At 59.1% G+C, this 23676-nt stretch carries 27 protein-coding genes; 16 read left to right on the top strand and 11 right to left on the bottom strand.

What is annotated here, in order from left to right:
- Window positions 1-61: 61 nt before the first annotated feature.
- The gene (locus ACEN2J_RS18075) at window positions 62-379 is read right to left on the bottom strand and encodes a hypothetical protein (protein ID WP_442107761.1); all 318 of its coding nucleotides are present in this window, start codon (window positions 377-379) and stop codon (window positions 62-64) included.
- A gap of 183 nt (window positions 380-562) precedes the next feature.
- Here ACEN2J_RS18075 and rplU point away from each other — a divergent pair, with 183 nt between their 5' ends.
- From rplU to proB, 6 genes are all read left to right on the top strand, one after another.
- A complete protein-coding gene (rplU, locus tag ACEN2J_RS18070; RefSeq protein WP_442107759.1) occupies window positions 563-1033 on the top strand; it encodes a 50S ribosomal protein L21 in 471 nt (156 codons plus the stop codon).
- A gap of 6 nt (window positions 1034-1039) precedes the next feature.
- The gene (gene rpmA / locus ACEN2J_RS18065; RefSeq protein WP_442107757.1) at window positions 1040-1309 is read left to right on the top strand and encodes a 50S ribosomal protein L27; all 270 of its coding nucleotides are present in this window, start codon (window positions 1040-1042) and stop codon (window positions 1307-1309) included.
- 178 nt (window positions 1310-1487) lie between these two features.
- Entirely contained in the window at window positions 1488-2027 is a 540-nt protein-coding gene (locus ACEN2J_RS18060) for a GNAT family N-acetyltransferase (RefSeq protein WP_442107755.1), read from the top strand.
- 67 nt (window positions 2028-2094) lie between these two features.
- Entirely contained in the window at window positions 2095-2268 is a 174-nt protein-coding gene (locus tag ACEN2J_RS18055) for a hypothetical protein (RefSeq protein ID WP_442107753.1), read from the top strand.
- 83 nt (window positions 2269-2351) lie between these two features.
- On the top strand, window positions 2352-3377 hold the full coding sequence (gene obgE, locus ACEN2J_RS18050) for a GTPase ObgE (RefSeq protein ID WP_442107751.1): 1026 nt from the start codon (window positions 2352-2354) through the stop codon (window positions 3375-3377).
- 11 nt (window positions 3378-3388) lie between these two features.
- Window positions 3389-4507, top strand: coding sequence for a glutamate 5-kinase (gene proB / locus ACEN2J_RS18045; RefSeq protein ID WP_442107763.1), 1119 nt, complete (start codon window positions 3389-3391; stop codon window positions 4505-4507).
- Window positions 4508-4577: 70 nt separating this feature from the next.
- Here the strand turns inward: proB and ACEN2J_RS18040 are convergent, their stop codons facing one another.
- The 4 genes from ACEN2J_RS18040 to ACEN2J_RS18025 are packed head-to-tail and all read right to left on the bottom strand — an operon-like array spanning window position 4578 to window position 8875.
- Window positions 4578-5210, bottom strand: coding sequence for an ABC-type transport auxiliary lipoprotein family protein (locus tag ACEN2J_RS18040; protein WP_442107749.1), 633 nt, complete (start codon window positions 5208-5210; stop codon window positions 4578-4580).
- Between the two features lie 18 nt (window positions 5211-5228).
- On the bottom strand, window positions 5229-6947 hold the full coding sequence (locus ACEN2J_RS18035; protein WP_442107747.1) for an MlaD family protein: 1719 nt from the start codon (window positions 6945-6947) through the stop codon (window positions 5229-5231).
- A 3-nt stretch (window positions 6948-6950) separates the two neighbouring features.
- Window positions 6951-7745 carry an ABC transporter ATP-binding protein gene (locus tag ACEN2J_RS18030; RefSeq protein ID WP_442107745.1) on the bottom strand — a complete coding sequence of 265 codons (795 nt, stop codon included), beginning with the start codon at window positions 7743-7745 and terminating at the stop codon, window positions 6951-6953.
- Window positions 7742-8875, bottom strand: a complete 1134-nt coding sequence (locus ACEN2J_RS18025; protein ID WP_442107743.1) for an ABC transporter permease — start codon at window positions 8873-8875, stop codon at window positions 7742-7744. The genes ACEN2J_RS18030 and ACEN2J_RS18025 overlap by 4 nt, the downstream gene beginning before the upstream one ends.
- A 133-nt stretch (window positions 8876-9008) precedes the next feature.
- Between ACEN2J_RS18025 and ACEN2J_RS18020 the strand changes: the two genes are divergently transcribed.
- Window positions 9009-10271 carry a glutamate-5-semialdehyde dehydrogenase gene (locus tag ACEN2J_RS18020; RefSeq protein WP_442107741.1) on the top strand — a complete coding sequence of 421 codons (1263 nt, stop codon included), beginning with the start codon at window positions 9009-9011 and terminating at the stop codon, window positions 10269-10271.
- Window positions 10272-10328: 57 nt separating this feature from the next.
- On the opposite strand, the gene ACEN2J_RS18015 is transcribed toward ACEN2J_RS18020, so the two are convergent.
- Window positions 10329-10829 (bottom strand): GNAT family N-acetyltransferase, encoded by a 501-nt coding sequence (locus ACEN2J_RS18015; RefSeq protein WP_442107739.1) that lies wholly within the window; start codon window positions 10827-10829, stop codon window positions 10329-10331.
- Between the two features lie 67 nt (window positions 10830-10896).
- The gene (locus ACEN2J_RS18010) at window positions 10897-11487 is read right to left on the bottom strand and encodes a histidine phosphotransferase family protein (protein WP_442107737.1); all 591 of its coding nucleotides are present in this window, start codon (window positions 11485-11487) and stop codon (window positions 10897-10899) included.
- A 25-nt stretch (window positions 11488-11512) separates the two neighbouring features.
- Here ACEN2J_RS18010 and ACEN2J_RS18005 point away from each other — a divergent pair, with 25 nt between their 5' ends.
- The 3 genes from ACEN2J_RS18005 to ACEN2J_RS17995 all read left to right on the top strand — a co-directional run bounded on the left by ACEN2J_RS18005 (window position 11513) and on the right by ACEN2J_RS17995 (window position 13438).
- Window positions 11513-11698, top strand: a complete 186-nt coding sequence (locus ACEN2J_RS18005; RefSeq protein WP_442107735.1) for a DUF3553 domain-containing protein — start codon at window positions 11513-11515, stop codon at window positions 11696-11698.
- Window positions 11699-11819: 121 nt separating this feature from the next.
- The gene (locus ACEN2J_RS18000; protein WP_442107733.1) at window positions 11820-12605 is read left to right on the top strand and encodes a GNAT family N-acetyltransferase; all 786 of its coding nucleotides are present in this window, start codon (window positions 11820-11822) and stop codon (window positions 12603-12605) included.
- On the top strand, window positions 12602-13438 hold the full coding sequence (locus ACEN2J_RS17995; RefSeq protein WP_442107731.1) for a lysophospholipid acyltransferase family protein: 837 nt from the start codon (window positions 12602-12604) through the stop codon (window positions 13436-13438). The genes ACEN2J_RS18000 and ACEN2J_RS17995 overlap by 4 nt, the downstream gene beginning before the upstream one ends.
- On the opposite strand, the gene ACEN2J_RS17990 is transcribed toward ACEN2J_RS17995, so the two are convergent.
- Window positions 13435-14055, bottom strand: a complete 621-nt coding sequence (locus ACEN2J_RS17990) for a thiamine phosphate synthase (RefSeq protein ID WP_442107729.1) — start codon at window positions 14053-14055, stop codon at window positions 13435-13437. The two genes, ACEN2J_RS17995 and ACEN2J_RS17990, sit on opposite strands and share 4 nt — an antisense overlap.
- Window positions 14056-14216: 161 nt before the next feature.
- Between ACEN2J_RS17990 and ACEN2J_RS17985 the strand changes: the two genes are divergently transcribed.
- Window positions 14217-14987: an RNA methyltransferase gene (locus tag ACEN2J_RS17985; protein WP_442107727.1), complete on the top strand. Its 771-nt coding sequence runs from the start codon at window positions 14217-14219 to the stop codon at window positions 14985-14987.
- Window positions 14988-15054: 67 nt separating this feature from the next.
- On the opposite strand, the gene ACEN2J_RS17980 is transcribed toward ACEN2J_RS17985, so the two are convergent.
- A complete protein-coding gene (locus tag ACEN2J_RS17980) occupies window positions 15055-15870 on the bottom strand; it encodes a MipA/OmpV family protein (RefSeq protein ID WP_442107725.1) in 816 nt (271 codons plus the stop codon).
- A gap of 280 nt (window positions 15871-16150) precedes the next feature.
- Here ACEN2J_RS17980 and ctaA point away from each other — a divergent pair, with 280 nt between their 5' ends.
- Genes ctaA through ACEN2J_RS17965 form a run of 3 tightly spaced genes read left to right on the top strand, consistent with a single transcriptional unit; the run spans window position 16151 to window position 19975 of the window.
- Window positions 16151-17317 carry a heme A synthase gene (ctaA, locus tag ACEN2J_RS17975; protein ID WP_442107723.1) on the top strand — a complete coding sequence of 389 codons (1167 nt, stop codon included), beginning with the start codon at window positions 16151-16153 and terminating at the stop codon, window positions 17315-17317.
- On the top strand, window positions 17314-18798 hold the full coding sequence (locus ACEN2J_RS17970) for a carboxypeptidase M32 (RefSeq protein ID WP_442107721.1): 1485 nt from the start codon (window positions 17314-17316) through the stop codon (window positions 18796-18798). Before ctaA ends, ACEN2J_RS17970 begins: the two co-directional genes overlap by 4 nt.
- Before the next feature lie 10 nt (window positions 18799-18808).
- Window positions 18809-19975 (top strand): MFS transporter, encoded by a 1167-nt coding sequence (locus tag ACEN2J_RS17965; protein ID WP_442107719.1) that lies wholly within the window; start codon window positions 18809-18811, stop codon window positions 19973-19975.
- On the opposite strand, the gene ACEN2J_RS17960 is transcribed toward ACEN2J_RS17965, so the two are convergent.
- Window positions 19972-20766, bottom strand: coding sequence for an enoyl-CoA hydratase (locus tag ACEN2J_RS17960; protein WP_442107717.1), 795 nt, complete (start codon window positions 20764-20766; stop codon window positions 19972-19974). The genes ACEN2J_RS17965 and ACEN2J_RS17960 overlap by 4 nt on opposite strands.
- A 93-nt stretch (window positions 20767-20859) precedes the next feature.
- On the opposite strand from ACEN2J_RS17960, the gene ACEN2J_RS17955 reads away from it, so the two are divergent.
- On the top strand, window positions 20860-21300 hold the full coding sequence (locus ACEN2J_RS17955; RefSeq protein WP_442107715.1) for a PaaI family thioesterase: 441 nt from the start codon (window positions 20860-20862) through the stop codon (window positions 21298-21300).
- Between the two features lie 3 nt (window positions 21301-21303).
- On the opposite strand, the gene ACEN2J_RS17950 is transcribed toward ACEN2J_RS17955, so the two are convergent.
- Window positions 21304-21645 (bottom strand): bactofilin family protein, encoded by a 342-nt coding sequence (locus ACEN2J_RS17950; RefSeq protein ID WP_442107713.1) that lies wholly within the window; start codon window positions 21643-21645, stop codon window positions 21304-21306.
- 265 nt (window positions 21646-21910) lie between these two features.
- Here ACEN2J_RS17950 and ACEN2J_RS17945 point away from each other — a divergent pair, with 265 nt between their 5' ends.
- Window positions 21911-23563: an amidohydrolase gene (locus tag ACEN2J_RS17945; protein WP_442107711.1), complete on the top strand. Its 1653-nt coding sequence runs from the start codon at window positions 21911-21913 to the stop codon at window positions 23561-23563.
- The last annotated feature ends 113 nt before the right edge of the window (window positions 23564-23676 follow it).

Raw genomic sequence — 23676 nt, 5'->3', positions numbered from 1 at the left:
TATACATGAACTATCTCCAAGATAGTCCAAGTTTTCGTCCGCACCCCCGCCGGGTCAGTTCTCAGTGACAATTAACACCATCCCATGGTGCGCCGATCTCGCGTTTGAGATCGTTCAATGCCGCAATGATTGCGGCTTTCCCTTTGCTGGCAACCTCATAGCCCATTTGATAAAGCGCCCAGCGTGATCCTTCACCCACCCACGATTGCGGAAATTCGAGGCGAACCAGCGCTCTGCCAAGCAAGTCGCAGAAAACAGAGGCTGCATAGAGGCGATGTTGATCGAGCCAACCATTGCCAGCGCCAAATGATAAGCGCCGCTGAACGTATTCGTCAAAGTCGGTTGCTTCTCGGACTTCTCCGTCCATTTCGCCAGACAAGATTGCGGCCCCTTGACTCCTTGCGTGACTTCCCGGATAAGCCGTCTATCTCGGGCAGGTGGCTTCACTTGGCCGGGTTTTTATATTGTTACGCTCCGAATGGGGGCGCGCCGTTCGAGGTTGTTTGAAACGCCGGATCAAGCCGGGGCCATAGAACGCGGAGAAATGAAAAGGAAAGACCATATGTTCGCGGTCCTCAAGACAGGCGGCAAGCAGTACAAGGTTCAGGCGGGGGATATCCTTCGTGTGGAAAAGCTTGATTGCGTAGCTGGCGACAAAATCCAGTTCAATGAAATTCTGATGGTTGGCGGCGAGACGCTGACTGTTGGCGCGCCGCTCGTTGCGGGTGCTGCCGTTCAGGCCGAAGTGATCGAACAGATCAAAGGCCCGAAGGTCATCCACTATGTAAAGCGCCGTCGTAAGCATTCGAGCCAGCGTACAAAAGGCCACCGCCAGCACCTGACGCTGTTGCGTGTGACCGACGTTCTGGCTTCGGGCGCCGAGACATCGGACGTTAAAGCAGCGACAGGCACTGCAGATGCACGCCGCGCCGCCCATAACAACGCCGATGCTGCGCCAGTTGCAAAAGCACCTGCAAAAGCGAAAGCTGCTGCGAAACCAAAGGCAGCGAAAGCTGCCGCGACCGAGGAGTAATCCCCCATGGCACACAAAAAAGCTGGTGGTTCATCCCGTAACGGCCGCGACTCAGCCGGTCGCCGTTTGGGCGTAAAGCTGTTTGGCGGGCAAGCTGCCATTCCTGGTAACATCATCATGCGCCAACGTGGCACACAGATGTTTCCGGGCACAGGCGTTGGCATGGGCACAGACCATACCATTTTCGCTGTGATCGAAGGCAAGGTTTCGTTCAAGAAAGGCCTTAAGGGCCGCACGTTTATTTCGGTTCTCCCAGTGGCGGAGGCCGCTGAGTAAGTCGAACCGTTACAAAGACATGTAACAAGGGGATCGGCTGAAAGGCCGGTCCCTTTTGCTTTTGGGTTTGCACTGCGGGGAGGTGGTGCCAACTTGAGATTTTTTGATATTGCCCCACATTAAGGGCTGTTTAAGGTTAAAGGGCTATGTGCCCTATGTGCTTTCGGAGGAGGGTACTATGATGTTTCAAACGATAGTCGAGCAAGTTACAATTCCAACTGAGCGGTTTTTGCTGCGTCCTGCGCGTGTTTCAGACGTGGGGCTGATTTCGATGTATGCGGGCGATGTCCGCGTGGCCGAAGGCACCAGCTCTATCCCGCACCCATTGCCGCCGGGGGCCGCTGCGGCGTTTGTGGAACGCGCGATGAACGTGGGTGCATCCGAACGGATTTGGGTCTTGGACGGCACTGCCCATGAGATGCCCGAAGTGATGGGCGTTATTTCCCTAAAGCAGATGGACCGCGACCAAGCCGAGATTGGCTATTGGGTGGCGCCTGCGTTTTGGAATACCGGCTATGCATCCGAGGCGGTGCAGGCGTTGGTTGCGGCCAATCCATTGAAGAACAAAGCGATTTTTGCGCAAGTCTTTCAGGATAACCCCGGTTCGGCGCGCGTGCTGACGAATTGTGGCTTTGGCTATCTGGGCGATGCTGAAAGTTATAGCGTGGCGCGGGATGCACGGGTGCAGACATGGACCTATCTGAAGAAAATGGCCTGACGCAAGCCAAGCCAACGGCGCCCGCATTTGTGCTGGTGCCGTTGGGCGATAGGCTGCTGCGTTTGGCATGAATGCCGTCGTGGCCGAGCATTTTGAGGATAACCCTGCCTCGGGGCATGTGTTGCGTAGGCTGGGGGTTGCCGAGGTAGGGCGCGAGCAAAGCCATTCGGGTGCACACTTGGTGCCTGTGCTAGTGACGTTCTACCGTCTACAGCGCGCGTATTTTCTAGCGTTTCCCTAACCGCCCGCGTACCAGCGTGACTTGAGGTGGCGCGAATAATCAGGTAACGCAGCCTATTGACCCTTTTGCTGAAAGCCGAGCCCATGAAATTCCTTGATCTGTGTAAAGTCTATATCCGCTCGGGCGGGGGCGGGTCGGGGTGTGTTTCGTTCCGGCGTGAAAAGTTTATCGAGTTCGGCGGGCCGGATGGTGGTGACGGCGGCAAGGGCGGGTCTGTCTGGGTTGAGGCCGTGGATGGTCTAAACACACTGATCGATTTTCGCTATCAGCAACACTTTTTTGCCAAGTCGGGCCAGCCGGGTATGGGCAGTCAGCGTACGGGCAAAACCGGCGAGGATATCGTGCTAAAAGTGCCCGTTGGCACCGAGATTCTGGACGAAGATGAAGAAACCATTCTGGCCGATTTGACTACCGTGGGGCAGCGCGTGCTGTTGGCCAAGGGCGGTAATGGCGGCTGGGGCAACCTGCAGTTCAAATCCTCGACCAACCGCGCCCCTGCACGGGCCAACTCGGGGCAAGAAGGCGTCGAGCGGACGATTTGGCTGCGGCTAAAGCTGATCGCCGATGCGGGTTTGGTTGGCCTGCCGAACGCAGGGAAATCGACGTTTTTGGCCAGCGTTTCCAACGCGCGCCCCAAGATTGCGGATTATCCGTTTACGACTTTGGTGCCGAACCTTGGGGTTGTCGGCATTGATGGGCATGAATTTGTAATGGCGGATATTCCGGGCCTGATCGAGGGCGCATCAGAGGGCGCGGGCTTGGGCGTGCAGTTCTTGGCGCATGTGGAGCGCTGCTCGGTTCTGTTGCATTTGGTCGATGGCACATCCGAGACGGTGGCCGAGGATTACCAGACAATCATCACTGAGCTAGAGGCCTATGCCGAAGCGCTTGGCGACAAGCCGCGGATTACGGCGTTAACCAAAATCGACGCGCTGGATGAGGAAACTTTGGCCGAACGCTTTGCCGAATTGGCTGGGGTTGTGGATGGTGAAGTGTTTGCGATTTCGGGGGTGTCAAATCAGGGCATGCCGGATGTGTTACGCCGCCTCTATGCGCAAATCCTGGAGGGCCGGGTTGTTGTTGAGGAGATCGCGCCGTGGCAACCGTAACGGGGGCTGCCATAACGACTGCAACCGCCCCTAACGTCACAGCAGCCAAGCGCCTGGTCATAAAGATCGGTTCGGCGCTGTTGGTCGACAGGGTGCGGGGCTTGCGGCATGACTGGCTAGAGGCGCTGGCGCTGGATGTGGCCGAGGCCAAGGGGCGTGGCACGGATGTTGTGATTGTGTCTTCGGGCTCGATTGCGCTGGGGCGGACTGTGCTGGGCCTGCCCTTTGCCGAGCTGCCGTTGGAGCAGTCGCAGGCGGCGGCGGCGGTGGGGCAAATCCGGTTGGCGCGGGCCTATGAAGAGGTGCTTGCGCCGCATGGGATTACCACGGGCCAAGTGTTGGTGACACTGGAAGATACAGACGACCGTCGGCGGTATTTGAACAGCCGCGCTACGTTGGAAACCCTGTTGGGGTTTGGCGTTGTGCCGATTGTGAACGAAAACGACACGGTCGCCACCGATGAAATCCGCTTTGGCGACAACGATCGTTTGGCCGCGCAAATTGCGGTGACGGTTGGCGCGGATCAGTTGATATTGCTGTCGGATGTCGACGGGTTCTATTCGGCCAATCCGAAAGAGGATGCGTCTGCCGTGCGGTTTGATGTGATCGAGCATTTGACGCCTGCGATGGAAGCGATGGCGGGTGATCCGGTTTCCGGCATGTCCAAAGGCGGAATGAAGACCAAGATTTTGGCGGCCAAAACCGCTGTGGCCGGCGGCTGTGCGATGGCGATCATGGAAGGGTCCGCGTTGCGGCCTTTGCAAGCGCTGGCGCAGGGGGCAGGACGGACGTGGTTCGTGCCGAGCGCCGACCCGCAGCAGGCGCGTAAGCGTTGGATTAATGCTATGAAAACGCGGGGCGAGTTGCGGCTGGATTCAGGCGCTGTTGCGGCCTTGCGGGCGGGTAAATCGCTGTTGCCTGCGGGGGTTGCGGCCGTTGTTGGCAGTTTTGGGCGCGGCGATCCGGTGGCAATTCTATGCCCGGATGGTGAGGTGCTGGGGAAGGGCCTTGTGCGTTATACGGCCGTCGAGGCGCGCGCGATTGCAGGGCATCGGTCACATGAGATTGAGGCCATTTTGGGCTATGTCGGACGCGCTGCGTTGATTCACCGCGATGATATGGTGGTGTGAGGGAGGCGGGGGCGCTGCCCCCCAGCACCTTATGGCGCTTTCCCCCCGAGGTATTTTTGCCAAGATGAAATTAGCGTTTCAGGCCAATATTCAAAGTGCCGAGCGCCCATTCCGTTACATCAGATAACAGAGTTTGGTTGGCGCGGTTAAAGCCTTCGACCAGCGCCAGCGTATCGGTGCTCCCTACTTCGGCGCTGCTGATAAAGCTGCGGGTAGACAGGATTGCGGCGTCATCCTCGCGCACCATGCGGGCGGTCAGGCGCAGACGAATGGTGGCGGTTTTGCCATCGGGGGCGGCCTCTGCCTGAAAATCGGTCAGATCAGTGACCAAGGCGTAATCGCCTGATGCGCCCAAGGGGCGGCGGCCGACATAGCGGAATGCATTGGTATCTTCAAAGCTGCGGACCAGCAGGGTTTGCATCATTACCGGCACCTCCTCGGCCCATTTGCCATCGGGCAGGTAGGCGGCTTGCAGGGGGTGCGGACGGATCAGGATACGGTCGGTGTTCAGCGCGCCGGGGGTTGTGGGCACTTCGACCACGAACTGCCGTGATGTGGCAGTGCGGGCGCTGATCGGGTTGGCGGGGGCCGCAAGGTCATAGGCATCAAGCGGGGTTGCCGCGCCGTTGAGGGCCGAAAGGGCCGAGCAGCCGGAAAGGACCGAAACGGTGGCAAGCGCAAGTAGAATGGGGCGCGGGGTCATTGCAGGACCTCTTTCAAATTAGCGTTTATAAACAGGGGTGTCGCCCCCGAGGAAGAATCGCGCGGGGTCGCGCTGAATTTGTTTGGTTAGCTGTTCGAGATTTGTGATGAGATCGCGCGTTTCCCGCGCCAGCTTGGTGTATTGTGGCAGGCCAACGGTGGTGAAATCGCGGATCGGCGGGTCAGATGCGGCGACCACCTGTGATATGCGCTCAAAGGTTTCGCGGGCGGCGTTTGCCGCCGCTTGCAGATCAGACGTAACACCCGGAATGGCATCGGACACGCCCGCAATCGCGGCATCCAGCCCGTCGATGGTACGGCGCAGGTCCGTGACAATGGCACTGACATCCTCATTTATCACGCGGTCGGCGCCATCAAAGGTTTTCTCGGCGGCAACAAGGGTGCGTTCGCCCACGGCAAGGGCAGAATTGATCGCGTCCAGCGTGGCATTGGCGCGGGTAAAGCTGTCGGTGACGGTGGCAAGCGCGGAGCTGGCGTCTGTCATCACTGTATCAACCTTGCCGCTGGCCGAGGTAAGCGAGTTGCCGACATCTGTCATCACCTGATTGGCGGTGGCGGTGGCATTGCGGATATCGGCGACCATCGCGGGCAGGTCGGTTTTGGCGGCGGACGCAATGGGGGCAATGGCGGCACGAGCCTCGGCCACCATCGCGGCGCCGTCAATCGTGACCAGATCATCAAAGCTGACCGAAGCTTTGTCCATCGACACCAAGGTCTCATCCATCTGCGCAATGGCGGCATCAGCGGCTTTGATCGTGCCTTCCAACTCGGTCAGCCGCGCGGTGGCTGCAACACCGGATTTTTGAAATTCGGCAAGCATGGTGCGCGCGTCATCGCTGACTTTTGCCACTTGATCGCGGGTTTCTTGCAGCCCGTCGGTCAGCGATTGGGTGGCGGTCTTTAAATCTTGGGTGATGTAGGTTTCGGCCTGCTTCATGGTTTGGGTTGTCTGGTCCAGCGTTTTGGTGCCACTGGCCATGGTGGTTTTGGATTCCTGTGCCAGCTCACTTATCGCAACCAAGGTATCATCGGCGGTATCAAACAGCTTTTCGGCCTTGGTGGTGATGCTTTTCAGCATGGCGTTGAAGGTGTCTATATCATCGGCAAAGCTGGCAATGGCACCCGAAACCTTTGAGAAATCATCCAAAGATTGGGCAAAGCCGTTTGAGGCGGTTTCGACGTTTTTCAGGATAGTATCGACGCGGTTGATGTTTTCAGTACTGATAAGCCCCCGCAATTCGCGCACCATATCAAGCACTTCGGTCACCAATTCGGGGGCATCCTCGGTCAGGCTCTGCAGCAAAGAACGGCCAGCCGGAATAAGGGGGATTGCCAGTGCAGAAGTGTCGCGCAACAAGGGTTCCGTTACCTCACCCGGGCTGATGCCAACGTAGGAAACACCTGTGACGCCTTGGCTCTCAATCGTGGCCACAGATCCTGCGCGGACAGGCGTGTTATACGCCACCTCTAGCCGGACAAGGATGGTGCCGTCATTGTCGGGCGAGAGTTTGACCTCGGTCACCTGACCCACCGGCAGCCCTGCAAAGCGCACGTCTGACGCGCGCGAAAGGCCGGAGACGGATGTGAATTTCACATCATAATAGGCGAATTGTTCATCCAGCTGGATTTTGCCAAACCACAGCGTAAAGGCCAACATGCCGACAAAGCCGATGATGGTGAACAGCCCGATAAGAACGTAATTTGCGCGGGTTTCCATGGCTTATTCGGCTTTCTTTGCGGGTATGGCATCCATCGCGGCGCGGGCGCGCGGGCCGTGGAAATATTCATGGACCCAAGGGTGTTCGACATCTAGCATCTGTTTCATCGTGCCGGTGACCAGCACTTTTTTCTCGGCCAGCACAGCGATACGGTCGCAGGTTGCGTGCAGCGTATCAAGGTCATGGGTGACGAGAAAGACCGTAAGCCCCATGCTTTTCGACAATTGCCGGATCAGAATGTCAAATTCGGCCGCGCCAATCGGGTCAAGACCAGCAGTCGGCTCATCCAAAAATAGGATTTCGGGGTCGAGGGCAAGCGCGCGCGCAAGGCCAGCCCGTTTGCGCATACCGCCCGACAGTTCAGACGGAAACTTGTCGCCGGCAAGGTAGGGCAGGCCGGTCAGCGCGATTTTAAGGTCGGCCATTTGGCTGCGCAATTTCGGGTCCAACCCTTCAACATCGCGCATCGGCACTTCGATATTTTCGCGCGTGTTCAGCGAGGAAAACAGCGCGCCATCTTGGAACATCACACCCCAGCGACGCTCAAGCTTACTACGTTCATTATCTGACGCAGTCAGGACATTGGTGCCCAGCACGTCAACTTCACCGGCATTCGGGGTTTGCAGCCCGCAGATGGACCGCAGCAGCACCGACTTGCCCGTACCAGACCCACCAACCACACCCAAAACCTCGCCACGATAGACATCAAGATCAAGGTCTTCGTGCACGACATGGTGGCCAAACTGGTTGCGCAGGCCTCTGATGCGGATGACGACTTCTTTGTCGGTCTTGTTCATACCCCCACCTGTGCGAAAAAGATGGAAAAGATCGCATCGGTGACGATGACGGCGAAAATCGCAGTGACCACCGAGGATGAGGTTTTCTGGCCAAGGCTTTCGGCATTGCTGCCAACCTGCATACCCGCGTGGCAGCCGACGATGCCGATGATCAGCGCGAAAAACGGCGCCTTTATCATGCCGACCAGCAGGTGCCAGACGCCGGTATTCTCGATCAGCCGCGTTTGAAACATGCCGGGCGAAATGCCAAGATCTATCCATGACATCAGCCCACCACCGACAAGGCCCGAAATATTGGCGATAAGGCCAAGGATCGGCAGCATCAGCAACAGCGCAAGGATACGCGGCACGAATAGCGCCCCCGCGACATCTATGCCAAGGGTGCGCATGGCGTCAATTTCCTCGCGCATTTTCATTGACCCGATGGCGGCGGTAAAGGCCGAGGCTGTGCGGCCAGCAACGATGATCGCCGTCAGCAAAATGCCCAACTCGCGCAAGACCGAGACGGCGATCAGGTCGACCACAAACACCTCGGCCCCGAATTGGCGCAGCTGTGTCGAGCCTTGGAACGCCAGCACTACGCCGATGAGGAACGACATCAGGGCAACGATGGGAACGGCTTTTACCCCGACCTCGTTGCAGTGATGCACCAGCGCGGTAAAGCGAAACTGGCTGGGGTGGCGGATAGAGCGGACAATGCGGTCGATAAACAGGCCGAGATAGCCCAGCAACTCTAGCATAAACCCAACAGAGGCGGCGATGCGGCGGCCCGCCTTTTCCAACCGGTCGGTAAGGTTAAGGGGTTTTGCCTCATAGATTTCGGGTTGTGGCAGGGCCTTTTTCACGGCCCCCAGCAGGGTTTTGCTATCCTCATTCAGGCCGGTGATCTGAAAGTTTTGGCCATTGGTTGCGGCGTCTTTTTCTGCGATGCAAATGGCCCAAGCAGCACTGGTATCAAGGCGGGTGACGGCTGCAAGGTCAACCTCGACCGCGCCTGCGCCAACTGCGCGGCTAAGGTCACGGACAAGCGGGGTTAAGACCTCTAGTGAAAACGCACCGCGCAGCGCAAGGCGGGTTGTGCCTTGGTCTGTGGTGGTTTCAATTTGTGCGTGCGAGATTGGGTCGGTCACAATTCGGTTTCACTTGGCTATAGGCTACATTGCTAGCATGTCGGCGCGATTGGGGCCAATTGAAACCGGCAATTCATTGCATGCCGCGACAATAAGGACTATTTCAAGCGCAGATTTCAGCGAGGAACACAGCATGGGCGAGATTTCAGCAAAAGCGATGATGGATGAGATTGGCCAAGCTGCCCGCGCAGCATCGGCCGAGCTTGCCTTTGCCAGTGCCGAACGCAAATATGCCGCACTGATTGGTGCCGCCGATGCGGTTTGGGCCGCGCGCGATGAGATTATTGCAGCCAACGCCAAGGACGTGGCCTTTGGGATAGATAAAGGCCTGTCAGATGCGATGCTGGACCGGCTGCGGCTGGACGAAGGGCGCATTCGTGGCATCATGGACGCCTTGCGCACGATCGCCGAGCAGCGTGACCCCGTGGGCAGTGTGATTGCCGAGTGGGATATGCCGACGGGCTTGCATATTCAGCGGGTGCGCACACCTTTGGGGGTTGTCGGCGTGATCTATGAAAGCCGCCCCAATGTGACGGCGGATGCGGGTGCGCTGTGCCTGAAGGCGGGGAATGCGGTGATTTTGCGCGGCGGGTCCGAGAGTTTCCATTCCTCGACGCTGATCCATGCCTGTATGGTCAAGGGCTGCGTGCAGGCGGGGCTGCCTGCGGCGGCCATTCAGCTAATCCCCACGCGCGACCGCGAGATGGTGTCAGAGATGCTGCGTGCAGTAGACTATATTGACGTGATCGTGCCACGCGGGGGCAAAGGGTTGGTGGGCCTTGTGCAGCGTGAGGCGCGGGTGCCTGTGTTCGCCCATTTAGAGGGGATTTGCCACGTTTATGCCGATGGTGATGCCGATCTGGATAAGGCGCGGAGGGTGGTGATCAATGCCAAAACGCGGCGCACTGGGATTTGCGGGTCCGCAGAATGCCTGCTGATCGACCGCGCGTTTTGGGCAAAGCATGGTGCGGTGTTGATCGAGGATTTGCTGGCAGAGGGCGTTGAAGTGCGCGGTGAGGGCGAGATTACATCTGTGCCAGGTGTCGTTGCGGCAAATCCGGATGATTTTGGCCATGAGTTTTTGGACATGATCATAGCGGCCAAGATTGTCGACGGGGTGGACGGCGCGATTGCCCATATTCGCGAATTTGGTTCAAATCACACCGAATCGATTTTGACCGAAAATAATGCGGTCGCGGCGCGGTTTTTTCAGCGGCTTGATAGTGCGATTTTGATGCACAATGCCTCTACCCAGTTTGCGGATGGCGGCGAGTTTGGGATGGGCGGCGAGATTGGTATTGCCACAGGCAAGATGCATGCGCGGGGGCCCGTCGGGGCCGAGCAACTGACCAGCTTTAAGTATTTGGTAACCGGAGATGGAACTTGTCGGGCCTGATTTGCGGCATCAAGGGCGGCGCCTCCGGCGGAGGTATTTTTGCCAAGATGATGTGGGTCAGAGGGGGCGTTCGAAGTAGACGATGAAGTCATCCATCTGCGGTGTCAGGCTGTGATAGGGGCTGCGTTCGTTGAAGCCGAGCGATTGGTAAAGCGCGATGGCGCCGGTCAGTGGGCGGCCGGTATCGAGCCGAATGGTGTGAAAACCAGCTGTGCGGGCGTGTTCCATCAGGGCGAGGCTGATCTGGCGGGCGAGGCCGCGGCCACGGGCCTGCGGCGTGACGAAAAGCCGTTGGATTTCGGCGATTTCGGGTTCAAAGCTACGCAGCATTCCACAGCCGAGGGGCTGGTCATTTTCCCAATAAATCAGCAGGCCGCCGCTGGGCGGGCTGTGGATATCGGCAAATTTGGCAAGCCATTCGGTGACGCTGTCGGGGTCGTATTTGGCCGTGATCGCCGCGCGGTTTTGGGGCATCGCAATGCAGAGCGATTCGATATAGCCGAGAAACAGCCCGCACAGGGCATCGTTGTCTTCGGGAAAACGGGCTTGTTTTAACATGGGTTTGGCTCGGGTTATTTCGCTGCCGAGCCAACCATTTAGAGAGAGGACCGTCAAGCCTGCGGGTCTAAAAGCTGAGCCGAATGTCGGTTTCGGTGATCTCGGTCAGAAGGCGGCGCTTTTGCTGGGTGATTTCGCGGGCAAACAGGGCGAAATGCACTTGGGCCGGGGCAAGGTCTTGTTTGTGTTGGGCGAGACTGTCCCACAGATCAGGCTCTATCCGCAGGCGCGGGGCGTTGGCGTGAACCTGCCATTTCCCATCCGCCAAGTTGATGATGGTACGTCCGCCAAAGGCAAGTGCAGAATCGCAGCACAGAATGGCAAGAAAGGCGAGTTTGGCCTCATGCCTCAGAATATCGGTCGTAGGTTGCCACTCAATTGAGGTACGGCTGCCGAGGGTGGTATCGGAGAGAATTTTTGTAAGTTCAGCACGGCCGATGCGTTGCGTGCCACCTGAAAGGCCAAAAGCCACGCGAAACAAACGAATGCGGGCATTGGCGGCGGCGACGCTTTCGGCGATCAGCGCCAGCTCGGGCGAGGGGGGGACGCCTTCCATCATCATCAGTTCTACCCCATTGCCGATTGCGCCTATCGGGCTGATAAGGTCATGGCAAATGCGGGAACCGAGAAGGGCGGCGAGGTCTGTCTGGTCGGTCATTGGGGCCTCTGGCTTGGAGCGGGATATGAATTCGATTTTGGAACCGGGGATGATTGTGCGCCATCCGGGGCAGCCCGATTGGGGCTTGGGGCAGGTGCAGTCACGGATAGCAGACCGGATTACGGTGAATTTTGAGCATCAGGGCAAAGTTGTGATCGATGGGCGGGTCATTGGGTTACAGCCTGTTTGGGATGGTGACGGCAAAGCCTAGGTGGCCAAGCCTGAAAATTCAACCTTGGATTGTATTGCTGGGTGGTGTGCCCGAGCGCGCGATGTTGTATTCTGCGCCGCCGCAACTTAAAGTTTCGTTAACTGATAAGAACGAGGGTAAGATGCAGGCCGAAGATCGTCATTTCACGTTGCGGCTTGCGCAAAATAGTCGCGATTTGGCGGCTGCGCAGCGGCTACGGTATCGGGTTTTCGTGCTAGAGCTGGGCGCGGATGGGCCGCTTGTCGATCACGAGGCCCGGCTGGAGCGTGACGCGTTTGATGAGGTCTTCGATCATCTGTTGTTGATCGATACGCGGCGCGACGCGGCCGCTTTGGAAGACGTGGTCGGGGTTTACCGACTGTTGCCGGGGGCAAAGCTGGGCAAAGGGCAGAGGTTCTATTCCGAGGATGAGTTTGACCTGACGGCGCTGCGAGCCTCTGGCCGGGAATTGTTGGAATTAGGGCGGTCATGTGTGGATCCCGACTATCGCGGGGGCAGTGCAATGTTGCATTTGTGGAACGCGCTGGCCGAGTATGTTTTGGCGCGGGGCATAGAAGTGATGTTCGGCGCGGCCAGTTTTCACGGCACCGATGTGCAGGCGTTGGCGCAGCCTTTGGCCTATTTGCACCATAAGCATTTGGTGCCCGAAGCGTTGCGGGTGCGGGCGGTTGGGCCAAATGCCCAAGCAATGGATTTAGTGCCCGAGGTCGACCTGGACCGGCGGGCCGCGATGTTGGGCACGCCTGCGTTGATCAAGGCTTATTTGCGGCTGGGCGGGTTTGTGGGCGATGGGGCCTATATCGACCATGCGTTTAATACGACAGACGTGTGTTTGGTGATGGACACCGGCCTGATGTCCGCGCGGCACCGGCAGTTTTATGAACGCAAACAGGGGCCGGTGGCATGACGGAATGGCGTGAGGATACGCTGCCGCCAGCCGCGATCGGGCCATTGGGTTGGCTGCTGGTAGTGGTGCGGATTATTCCTTTTGCGCTGGTCACCTATGGCGGGTTGGTCGCGCTGCTTTTGGTCCGTGCCTTTGAGGCGCCGTTTTATGGCAAGGCGCGTCCAGTAACGCCCTTTATCACCCAAGGGGTGTGCAAGGCGGCGCTGTGGATCATCGGCTTGCGGGTGGTGCGGCATGGCGTGCCGATGCAGGGGCGCGGTGCTGTGGTGGCGAACCATTCGTCTTGGCTGGATATTTTTACCTTAAACGCCTGTGATCGCGTGTATTTTGTGTCTAAGGCCGAGGTGGCGAAATGGCCGGGGATTGGTTGGTTGGCGCGGGCGACGGGGACGGTGTTTATTGCGCGTGACCCTGCCGAAGCCAAGGCACAGCAAGGCGTGTTTGAAGGGCGACTGCGGGCGGGGCATCGGTTGCTGTTTTTCCCCGAAGGGACAAGCACCGACAGCCTGCGGGTTCTCCCCTTTAAATCAACGCTTTTCGCCGCGTTTTTCACACATGGGATGGAGCATGTGATGCATATTCAGCCCGTGTCGGTGCGCTATATTACGCCCAAATGGGCGGATGCACGGGTCTATGGCTGGTGGGGGGCGATGGATTTCGCGCCGCATTTGCTGCGGATTTTGGCGCAGCCGCGGCAAGGGCGGGTTGAAATTACGTTTCATTCCGCCGTTGCTGTTGATGATTTCAAGGGCCGCAAGGATCTGGCCGCACATTGCGAAGCGGTGATCCGGGCGGGGCATCAGGCGCATGGGCCTGATGCTCTCTTGAATTAGCCCAAAGGGGCCAACAGTTTTTTCAGCGCGTCCGAGGCGTTTTCGGTGGCCCAAATCTCGGACCCTATGCCAAAGAAGTCGGTGACGGGGCCGAAACGCTCGACCAATTCCACGCTGAGCGCGCCTTCGGCCACGACAGGCACTTCGATCATCGCCGACCACCATTCAAAGAGGTCAAAATCAACGCTGCTGCCATCGCCCAAGGTGCTGGCACCGATGGGACCGAATGAGACGTAGTCTGCACCAGCCTCGGCTGCGTTCAAGCCATCATGGCGGGTCGTGCCACAAAACGCGCCGATAATCGCGTCAGCGCCCATTTCGGCCCGCAGTTTGCGGATGTTTTTGCGGGTATCTGTTAGATGTACACCATCAAGGCCAAGGCGGTCAGCCAAGAGCACATGATCTTCGACCACGATGGCCACATCGCGGGCATGGGTGATTTCGCGCAGGGCATCGGCCGCGCGTGACAGGGCGTCTTCGTCGCGGGCCGCAAGCGAAAGGCGGACGCAAGCGATGGCATGCGCATCCAGCACAGATTTAAGCTGCTCGCCAAAGGCTGCTAGCTCAAACACAGGCGGGGTGATGAGGTAGATTTGTGGGCGCTCTGCTTCGGCCATGGTGTGTGCTCCTAATTGCTGCACGGGCTTTATCCTAGATTTCGCGGCTTGGCTACTTGGGCGGTAGGTATTTACGAAACTTACTGCGCGGATGCGTTGCTTGCTATCGGGGGTGGCGGGGCGTATCAGGCCGGAAAATTGCTGCAAGTGGGACGGATCAGATGAATGACACCGAAATGAGTGCTGATGTGGCCATTGCCGACCGTGTACCGCCGGTATTTGTGCTGGTGCGGCCGCAGATGGGCGAGAATATCGGCGGGGCTGCGCGGGCGATGCTGAACTTTGGGCTTGAACGCCTGCGCGTGGTCGACCCGCGCGATGGTTGGCCCAACCCGAAAGCGGTGGCCATGGCCTCGGGCGCGGGGCGGTTGCTGGATACGGCAGGGCCGTTTGCCGATGTGCAGGCGGCGATTGGCGATTGTGATTATGTCTATGCCACCACCGCGCGGGGGCGCGAGTTGACCAAGCCGGTGATGACGCCCGAAGCCGCTATGGCGCAGGCGCGGGGGATGATTGCGGCAGGCAAAAAGGTGGGGTTCATGTTCGGGCCAGAACGCGCGGGGTTGGAAAACGAAGATCTCGTGCAGGCCAATGCGATTATCACGGTGCCAGTGAACCCCGAATTTCCCAGCCTGAACCTTGCGCAATGCGTGTTGCTGCTGGGCTATGAGTGGCAGCGCCAGACGGGCGAGGCCAGCGCCGAGGAAATGGTGTTCAACCGCACCGATTTTGCCACCCGGATTGAGGTGGAAAAGCTGGGCGATCATTTTGAGGAAAAGTTGGAGGCGGCGGGGTTCTTTCATCCGGCGGCCAAGGTGCCGGGGATGAAGCTGAGCCTGCGCAATATGTGGTCGCGCCTTGGGCTGACCAAGGCCGAGGTGGCGACGCTGCACGGGATGCTGCGCCAGATTGTCCGGCATTTCGGCGGGTAAGGTTTGTTTAGCACATGAAAAAAGGGGCCCATGGTGAGGCCCCTTTCTCTTTGGACTTCAGGTTCGCTTAGAACGAGAAGCGGCGGGTCATACCAATGCGCAGCGAGACGTTGTTGTCTTTGCCTTGCTGAACGATTGGCGAGTCTTTCGCGCCGCCCATGTATTTATCCCAGCGCACAGCACCATCCACGCCCCATGTGTCGTTGAGCGCATAGGTTGCGCCCAGCTCGACGCCTGCGCTGACAAGGCCGCCTTTGGCGTCATGGGCTGCAAGGCCGCTGGCTGCGGATTCGGCGGCGGTTACACCGAAATAGGTGTTCGCATAGCGCGAGCTACCAAAGAAGGCACGAGGGCCAACGCGCAGGGTGAGTTGCTCGGACGGGTGCGCCACAGCATTTGCGCCGACTTCGCCGACCCAAGCATGGTGACCGATAGCGCCGTAACGCACATCAGCAAAGGCCTCAAAATTGCGCTGGGTGTAGCCAAGGCCAAGCCCGATTTCGGCAGACGCTTTGACATCATTAAGGCCATTGAGTTCGGCATTGTCTTTGGAAGAGCGTTTGGCGATGTAGCGGAAAGAGCCGCGTGGGGCAAAGCCGTAAGACGTGGCGCGCGGGTCAGCATTGCCGATTGAGCGGCCGCCGGGCAGCGCAAGGTAGTTCAGGCTAAAGCTGAAATCTGCGCCTGCCTCCAGGTCGTTTGCGCCGAAATAGGCTGGTGCGCCGCTGATGCCTGCGCGGATGGTAAAGGCCAGTTTTGGCGCTTTGACGGGTACAGCGGCAGGCTCGATTTGAATATCGGCTGGCGTTGTGGCCAAGCTGCCTGCGATTGCGGTCAGTGGGGCTGCGGCGATTAAAGCTGCGGCGAGGACGGTGAATTTCATAATAGGACCCTTTCCGAAATCTGGCAGCGGTTGGCCAGCATTTGGTACATTCAAACTTGTGCGTGTGTTACGCCTTTGCTTTTGCGGTTTACAGTCGGGGGGGCAATGCGAGTTTGGTAGCGTGGCATAAATGCTGCAACACTAGGTTGCGGTTTATGTCAGCGTGATATGGCGGCATGGCGATTTCCCCTGCGGCGGGTTTGCACAGTTTGACAGCGGGGCCTTGAAGCGGGGTGTGTGGCGGCCTAGTCTTTGCGCAAGTTGAAATCGGAGTCGCTAAATGGCTGGAAAACGCAGTATTTTTGAAGAAGTTGGCGAGGTTGCGCGCGTCAGTGCGCCCGTTGGCGGGATGATCGAGCGTAAGGATCGCGGCGCGCGCGGGGCTATTCGCCTGTGGCTGATGCTGCTTTTTGCGCTGGTCATGGCGATGATTGTGGTTGGCGGGCTGACGCGGCTAACCGATAGCGGGTTGTCGATCACGGAATGGCGGCCAGTGACAGGCGCTTTGCCGCCGATGGATGATGCGGCTTGGGCATCCGAGTTTGCCAAATATCAGGCGATTCCCGAATACAGCCTACAAAACGCAGGCATGGACCTTGCCGGTTTCAAAGCGATTTACTGGTGGGAATGGGGCCACCGGCAGTTGGGCCGTGTGATCGGGCTGGTTTGGGCCGTGGGGTTTGTCGGCTTTCTTGTGGCGCGTAAAATTCCAGTCGGCTGGACAGGGCGCCTGTTTTTGATCGGCGCTTTGGGTGGTTTGCAGGGCGCGATTGGCTGGTGGATGGTGTCCTCGGGCCTTGGCGGGCAGAATGTGGATGTGGCGTCGTATCGGTTGGCCACGCATTTGGGCCTCGCCTTCATCATCTTTGGGTTCATCGCATGGTATGTGTTTTTGCTGGGCCGAACCGAGGGCGATTTGCTGCAAGCGCGCCGCGCGCGTGAAGGCAAGCTGTTTGGCATGACCACCGGCTTGCTGCATTTTGCGTTTTTGCAGATTTTGCTGGGGGCGCTGGTGGCGGGCATTGATGCGGGCCGCGGCTTTCCGACTTGGCCAGATATGAACGGCCTGTTTTTCCCTGCGGATGCGTTTTACGTGCCGGATGGCACAGGCGGCAGCTTGCCGGTGTGGCATGCGTTCTTTGAAAACCCCGGCTTGGTGCAATTCGTTCACCGAATGAGCGGCTATGCCGTGTTTATCTTTGGCTTTGTCGTGTGGCTGCGCGGGCGCAAATCGGCGCATCGGGCGACGCGGCGGGCCTATGACTGGATGATAACCATGCTGTTCGGGCAGGTGGTTCTGGGCATTGCGACCGTTTTGACGGCGGCGCAGCTGCATACGGCGATTGCGCATCAGGTGGGCGCGGTCATTCTTTGGGTGCTGATCCTGCGGGCGCGGCATTTGGCACAATATCCCCGCTTGGGATCGATCCGGAAAGGCACGGCATGAATATCCGCACCACTGCATATGAAGAGATGATGGCGTTTCAGCGCCAGACCGAGGCATTGGGGCAAGTTGCGGGCCGTCTTGGCTGGGACCAAGAAACGATGATGCCGCGCGGCGCCGCAAACCAGCGGGCCGAGGAGAGCGGCGCGATGGAGGCGGTTTTGCACGCCCGCCGCACCGATCCACGGTTTGAGGGCTGGCTGGCCGAGGCCGAAGCCAAAGGAAAGGTTGAGAAGGCAAACCTGCGCCATATCCGCCGCAGCTTTACCCGCAACGCCAAAGTGCCCTCGCGCTTGGCTGAGGAGCTGGCGCGGGTGACCTCGTCATCGCAAGGGGTTTGGGCCGAGGCGCGGGCCAGCAATGATGTGGCGGCGTTTTTGCCAAGCCTGAAACGCGTGATCGAGTTGCGCCGCGAAGAAGCGGAATGCTTGGCGCAGGGTGGCGATCTCTATGACGCGCTGATTGATGACTATGAGCCCGGTGCGACGGCGGAAAGCCTTGGCGCGATGTTTGACGGGATGCGCCCGCGCCTTGTGGCCTTGCGCGGGGCGATCTTGGATGCCGAGCATCAGCCAGACAGCATGGAGGGCCGCTTTGGCACTGAAGGCCAGATGAAGGTGGCGCGGGAACTTGCGACGGCCTTCGGCTATGATTGGGATCGCGGGCGGCTGGACCTTGCTGTGCATCCGTTTTCATCGGGGGCAGGGTCGGACGCGCGGATCACTACGCGGGTGGTTGAAACCGACCCGTTCAACTGTTTCTACTCGACGATCCATGAGGTCGGCCATGCGTGTTATGAGCTGGGGATTGAACCCGATTATGCGCTGACGCCTTTGGGGGCCGGCGTGTCGATGGGCGTTCATGAAAGCCAAAGCCGGATTTATGAAAACCAGATTGGCCGCAGCCGTGCCTTTACCGGTTGGTTGATGGGCCGGATGCGGGCGCAGTTTACGGATTTCAATGCCAAGGATGCCGATGCGTTTTATGGTACCGTGAACAAGGTGCGCGCGGGCTATATCCGGACCGAAGCCGATGAAGTGCAGTATAACCTGCATGTGATGCTGCGGTTTGATTTGGAGCGCGCGCTGATCTCGGGTGATCTGGTGGTCGGCGATCTAGAGGCTGCGTGGAACGACCGGTTCAAGGCTGATTTCGGCTTTGGCGTGGACAAGCCGTCGAACGGGATGTTGCAAGATGTGCATTGGTCGGTTGGGCTGTTCGGCTATTTCCCAACCTACAGCTTGGGCAACCTCTATGCTGGTTGTTTGAACCAAGCGATGCGCAAGGCGCTGCCAAAGCTGGATGAGGATTTGGCGGTTGGCGATACTTCGGCTGCAACGGCATGGCTGCGCGACAATGTGCAGCGTCATGGTGGGTTGTATGAACCGCGTGACGTGATTGAACGCGCTTGTGGCTTTGCCCCGGACGAAGGGCCGTTGCTGGATTATCTGGAAGAAAAATTCAGCGCGATTTACAAGCTATGATGGGCGAGCTGTGAAACGGGGCGGGCTTGGCGTTTGGTTGCTCGCAAGCGGGCAGACGCTTAGCTATGCCTGCCTGTTTTACAGCTTTGCCGCGCTGATCCTGTCGCTTGAGGCCGATTTGGGCTGGGATAAGCGGCTGTTCGCGCTGGGGCCGATGCTGGCGATCGGGGTTTCGGCAGTGCTGGCGCCGGTTTTGGGGCGGCAGGTCGATGACGGACGCGGCCAAGCGCTGCTGATTGGCGGCGCTGCGGTGGGCGGTTTGGCCTTGCTGGGGCTGTCGCAGATTTGGGCCGTGTGGCAATATCTGGCGTTGTGGGCGGTGATCGGGCTGGCACAGGCGGCCAGCCTTTATGAGGTGGCCTTTGCGTATTTGGTGCGGCGTTTCGGTGCCGAGGCGCGGCCACGGATTATCCGGGTGACATTGGTTGCGGGCTTTGCCTCGACCCTTGCCTTTCCGGCGGGGGCGGCGCTGGCCGATGCCTATGGCTGGCGCATAGCCGTGATCGTGGCGGGGGCAGTGATGCTGTTTGTCACAGTCCCCCTGCATTGGCTGGGCTGCCGGATGATCCGCGCCGAGACCGCGCTGGAGGTGGAGATTGGCGGCAAAGGCTTTGCCGTAGCGGCCCTGCGCAAGCCGGTGTTTTGGGGCTTGGCAGGGTTGTTTGGCCTTGTCGGCCTGAACCATTGGATATTGATCAGCTTTTTGGTGCCGCTCTTGGTTGAGATGGGGGTTAGCCACGGGTGGGCGGTTTTGGCCGCATCCCTCGTCGGGCCAAGCCAGACCTTGGGGCGGTTTGTGTTGATGCAGGTTGAGGCGCGGGTTGGCACGGCGCGGGTGCTGGCGATTACGGTTGCGATGATGCTGGGGGCATCGGTGTTTTTGGCGGGGGTTGGGGCCTCGGGCCTGTTGATCTTCGGATTTGCTGCGTTGCAAGGCGGCGCGATGGGGATCATGACGATTTTGCGCCCTGCCTTGGTGGCCGAAAGCCTGGGGCGGGCGCAGTTTGGTGCGATCAGCGGGATGCTGTCGATCTCATCTCTTGGCGCGTCAGCTGTGGCCCCGTTGGTTGCCGCCGCGCTGTTTGAAACGGCAGGGCCGATGGGGATGATTGGCGCAAGCTTTGCCATGGCGCTGGGCGCAATGGGGCTGGCGCGTTGGGTTATGGCGCAGCGTTAGGCGGGCCAATCCGGTTTGCGCTTTTCCAGAAAGGCGCGGATGCCTTCATCTGTGTCAGGTTGCAGCATGTTTTCGACCATCACCGCGCCGGTATAGGCATAGGCATCGGCCAGCGACATCTGCGCCTGATCATAAAACGCGCGTTTGCCGATGCGCACAGCCGATCCAAGCTTGCTTGCGACAATGCGGGCAAGGGCAAGGGTTTCTGCGTCCAGTGCCTCGGGCGGGGCGATGCGGTTGATCAGGCCGATGTCGCGGGCGCGGGTGGTATCAATAAATTCGCCGGTGAGCAACATCTCGAACGCCTGCTTCGGGCCGACATTGCGGGTGAGCGCGACCATGGGGGTCGAACAAAACAGCCCGATATTCACGCCATTGACGCCAAAGCGCGTGCCTGTCGCGGCGACGGCCATGTCGCAGGTGGCAACCAACTGGCAACCTGCGGCGGTGGCGATGCCGTGGGCTTGGGCGATGACGGGCTGGGGCAGGGTGGTGATCGCCTGCATCATCTCGGCGCAGCGGGCAAACAGATCGGCGAAATAGGCCGCGCCTTTGTCAGGTGCCGCGCGCCCCGCCTGCATTTCCTTTAGGTCGTGGCCCGCGCAAAACACTTTACCTGCACCCCGCAGGATAACGACCTTAGTAGCCGTGTCAGTGGCAATACCCGCAAATGCGTTCGACAGGGCCGCTAGCATCGCATCGGACAGCGCGTTCAGGCTGTGGGGTGTGTTCAGGGTCAGGCGGGTGGTGCCGTCGCCAAGGTCTTCGTGCAGCAGAATTGGGTTTGTCATGGTGCCAGCCTTCGTTTTGCTATGCTTTTGCGCCGAGTTTAGCCATGTTAGGGGCTGGGGAAAGAGGTTTCCCGCATATAACCCAGAGGGACTATGGCGATTTTAATGGATAAGGCCGCGCTGACCGCGTTCTTGCAGCAGGACTTTGCGCAGGTCGCAGATGATTTTACCGTGCTGCGCGTGGACGACGATGTTTTAGAGCTGCGTCTGGATGTGGGGCCGCAGCATTTGCGGCCAGGTGGCACGGTTTCGGGGCCATCGATTTTTGCGCTGGCCGACGTGGCGATGTATCTGGCGATTCTGGCGCGCTTGGGGCCAGTTGCCTTGGCCGTGACCACGAATTGCAGCATCGATTTTATGCGAAAGCCTGCAGCAGGGCGCGCGCTGATCGCGCAAGCGCGTGTGCTAAAGCTGGGGCGGGCCTTGGCCGTTGGGGATGTGGTGATGTGGTCGGAAACAGACGCAGACGCCCCAAAGGTCACCCCGCTTGTTGCCCGCGCGGGGCTTACCTATTCGATTCCGCCAAAAGGTTAAGTGTCAGGCTTTTTTGATCTTGAAGGAACCCTCAATCTGCGCGCCACTTTCAATCGTTAGCGCAGAATAGGTGACGTCGGCCGTGACTTGCGCGGCCGAGCGCAGCGTGAGCGTGGTGCTGTCAACCGTGCCGTCCAAGGTGCCGCGCAGATCGATTGTTTTGGCGCTAATGCTACCTTTAACGCGGCCTTCGTGGCTGATCACCAATGTTTCGGCGCTGATCGAACCTTCGATGTCGCCCATCACCTCAATGCTGCCCTTGGAAATGATGTCGCCGGTGATCTTTAGGTCGGAGGCGAGGACAGATTTGCCGACGTTGCTGCCGGGGCCGGAGGGGTTGGACATTCTGAAATTCCTTATTGAACCGGCCTGCGCCGGTAAATTCATTTTCTCGATAGAGAACGAAGGGGGGGCAAGGGTCAAGTCTCTCGTTCGGCCTATGCGAGGATTTCCGCCAAAGCGTTGCCCAAAACCCGTGTTGCGCGTGGTGCAGAATGTAATTGTCCAGCCATGCCTTGTGGGTTGACGCCAGCCTCGCGCGCGTAGCTATAGTATGTCTATCAAAAACAGGGTGCCCGTGGCGAAAAATGCGGGCCGAATTGGGGGCACTATGCAGGCCGAAATGATTATCACCAACGCACGGGTTCTAACGATGGACCCAAACCGCCCGAGGGCCGAGGCGATTGCCATGGGGGCTGGGCGTATTCTTGCGGTTGGGGCGCGGGCAGAGGTAGAGGCGCTGGCGGGGCCAAGCTGTCAGGTGATTGATGCGGGCGGGCGCAGCGTGCTGCCCGGATTTGTCGAAAGCCATTTACATTTGGTGCTGGGCGGGGCCGAGCTTGCGCATTTGCAGGTTGGGGGCCTGTATGGGTTTGCGGCGTTACGCGACGCCTTTGTGGGCTTTGCCGCCAAGAACGCGGATGCGCCGTTGCTGATGGCGCAAGGGGCGGGCTATGCGATGCTGGACCATCCAATGACGCGGGCCGATTTGGATGCGATGGTGCCGGATCGCCCGATTGCGATAACCGCAGCCGACCATCACACCGTTTGGGCCAATACCGCTGCCTTGCGCGCTGCGGGCATTTTGCACGGCCACGTCTGCCCGCATGGGCATGAGGTGGTGATGGGCGCAGACGGTCTTGCCACCGGAGAACTGCGTGAGTTTGAGGCCTTTGCGCCCGTGATCGCCTTGGGCGGTGAGGCGCGGTTGAACCTTGGGATCGCGACCGGAGAAGAGCCAAGCCCGTGGCCGACAGATGCAGAGATGGCAATTGACCGTGCCAAAGTGGCGGCGGGCCTGCGCCACTGCGCGGCACATGGTATAACGTCGATGGTGAATATGGATGGCAACCGCTTTACGTTGGAACTGCTGGATGGTTTGCGCCGTGAGGGTAAGCTGACTGCGCGGGTCAAGGTTCCGTTCCATTTCAAACCGCATATGGGCCTAGAGGCGTTGGATCGCGCCGAGGCAATGACGCGTGACTATAATGATGAGTGGCTGCAAAGCGGGTTCGTCAAGTTCTTTATGGATGGCGTTATTGATAGCCGCACCGCCTATATGCTGAATGACTATGCCGGTGTGCCGGGCCACAGGGCCGAACCGCTGTTCGCGCCTGACCGCTTTGCCGAGATCGCGGTCGAGGCCGACCGGCGCGGCTTGCAGATTGCCGTGCATGCGATTGGCGACGGGGCGGTGCGCAACACGATTGACGGCTACGCTGCGGCAGCGCGTGCGAATGGCTTGCGTGATATGCGCCACCGTATCGAACATATCGAGCTGATCGACCCTGCCGATGTGCCACGGCTTGGCGCGTTGGGCATTGTGGCCAGCTTGCAGCCGCCGCATGCGCCGGGTGCTATGGATTTTGCACTGCAACCGACAATGGATGTGATCGGGGCCAAGCGCTGGGCCGATGCTTATCTGTGCCGCACGCTTGCGGGGCAGGGGGCGCCGATTGTGTTTGCCAGTGATTGGCCGGTGACGGATGTATCGGTACTGCGCGGGCTGGCGACATCACAAACGCGTATGGCCTATGCTGGCGGCGTAGATGAACGGTTGGATTTGATGGATAGTCTGCACGCCTATACCGCAGGCGGGGCATGGGCGGCGCATCTTGACGGTGTGACGGGGCGCTTGGCCGTAGGGCTTGCCGCCGATGTGGTGATGTTGTCGGGGGATGTTGAGGGCGTTTCACCCGACTCTATCGCCGATTTGAGAATCGCTCTGACGATTTGCGGGGGGATCGTGCGTTATTCTGCGTGATTTGGATTTATTTTAGGGGCTAGGAGCGAATCTTGAGCCTCCTGTTTTTGCGAATCTTTTGGGGATTCGGTTTAGATTCGGGCGGTTTGTGTGTTTGCGGGTTTTTTTGGGTG

The sequence above is a fragment of the Pseudorhodobacter sp. W20_MBD10_FR17 genome (assembly GCF_052119765.1).
Lineage (GTDB): Bacteria > Pseudomonadota > Alphaproteobacteria > Rhodobacterales > Rhodobacteraceae > Pseudorhodobacter.
The sequence above is the reverse complement of the archived record's forward strand: the minus strand, read 5'-3'. Positions and strand labels throughout refer to the sequence as shown.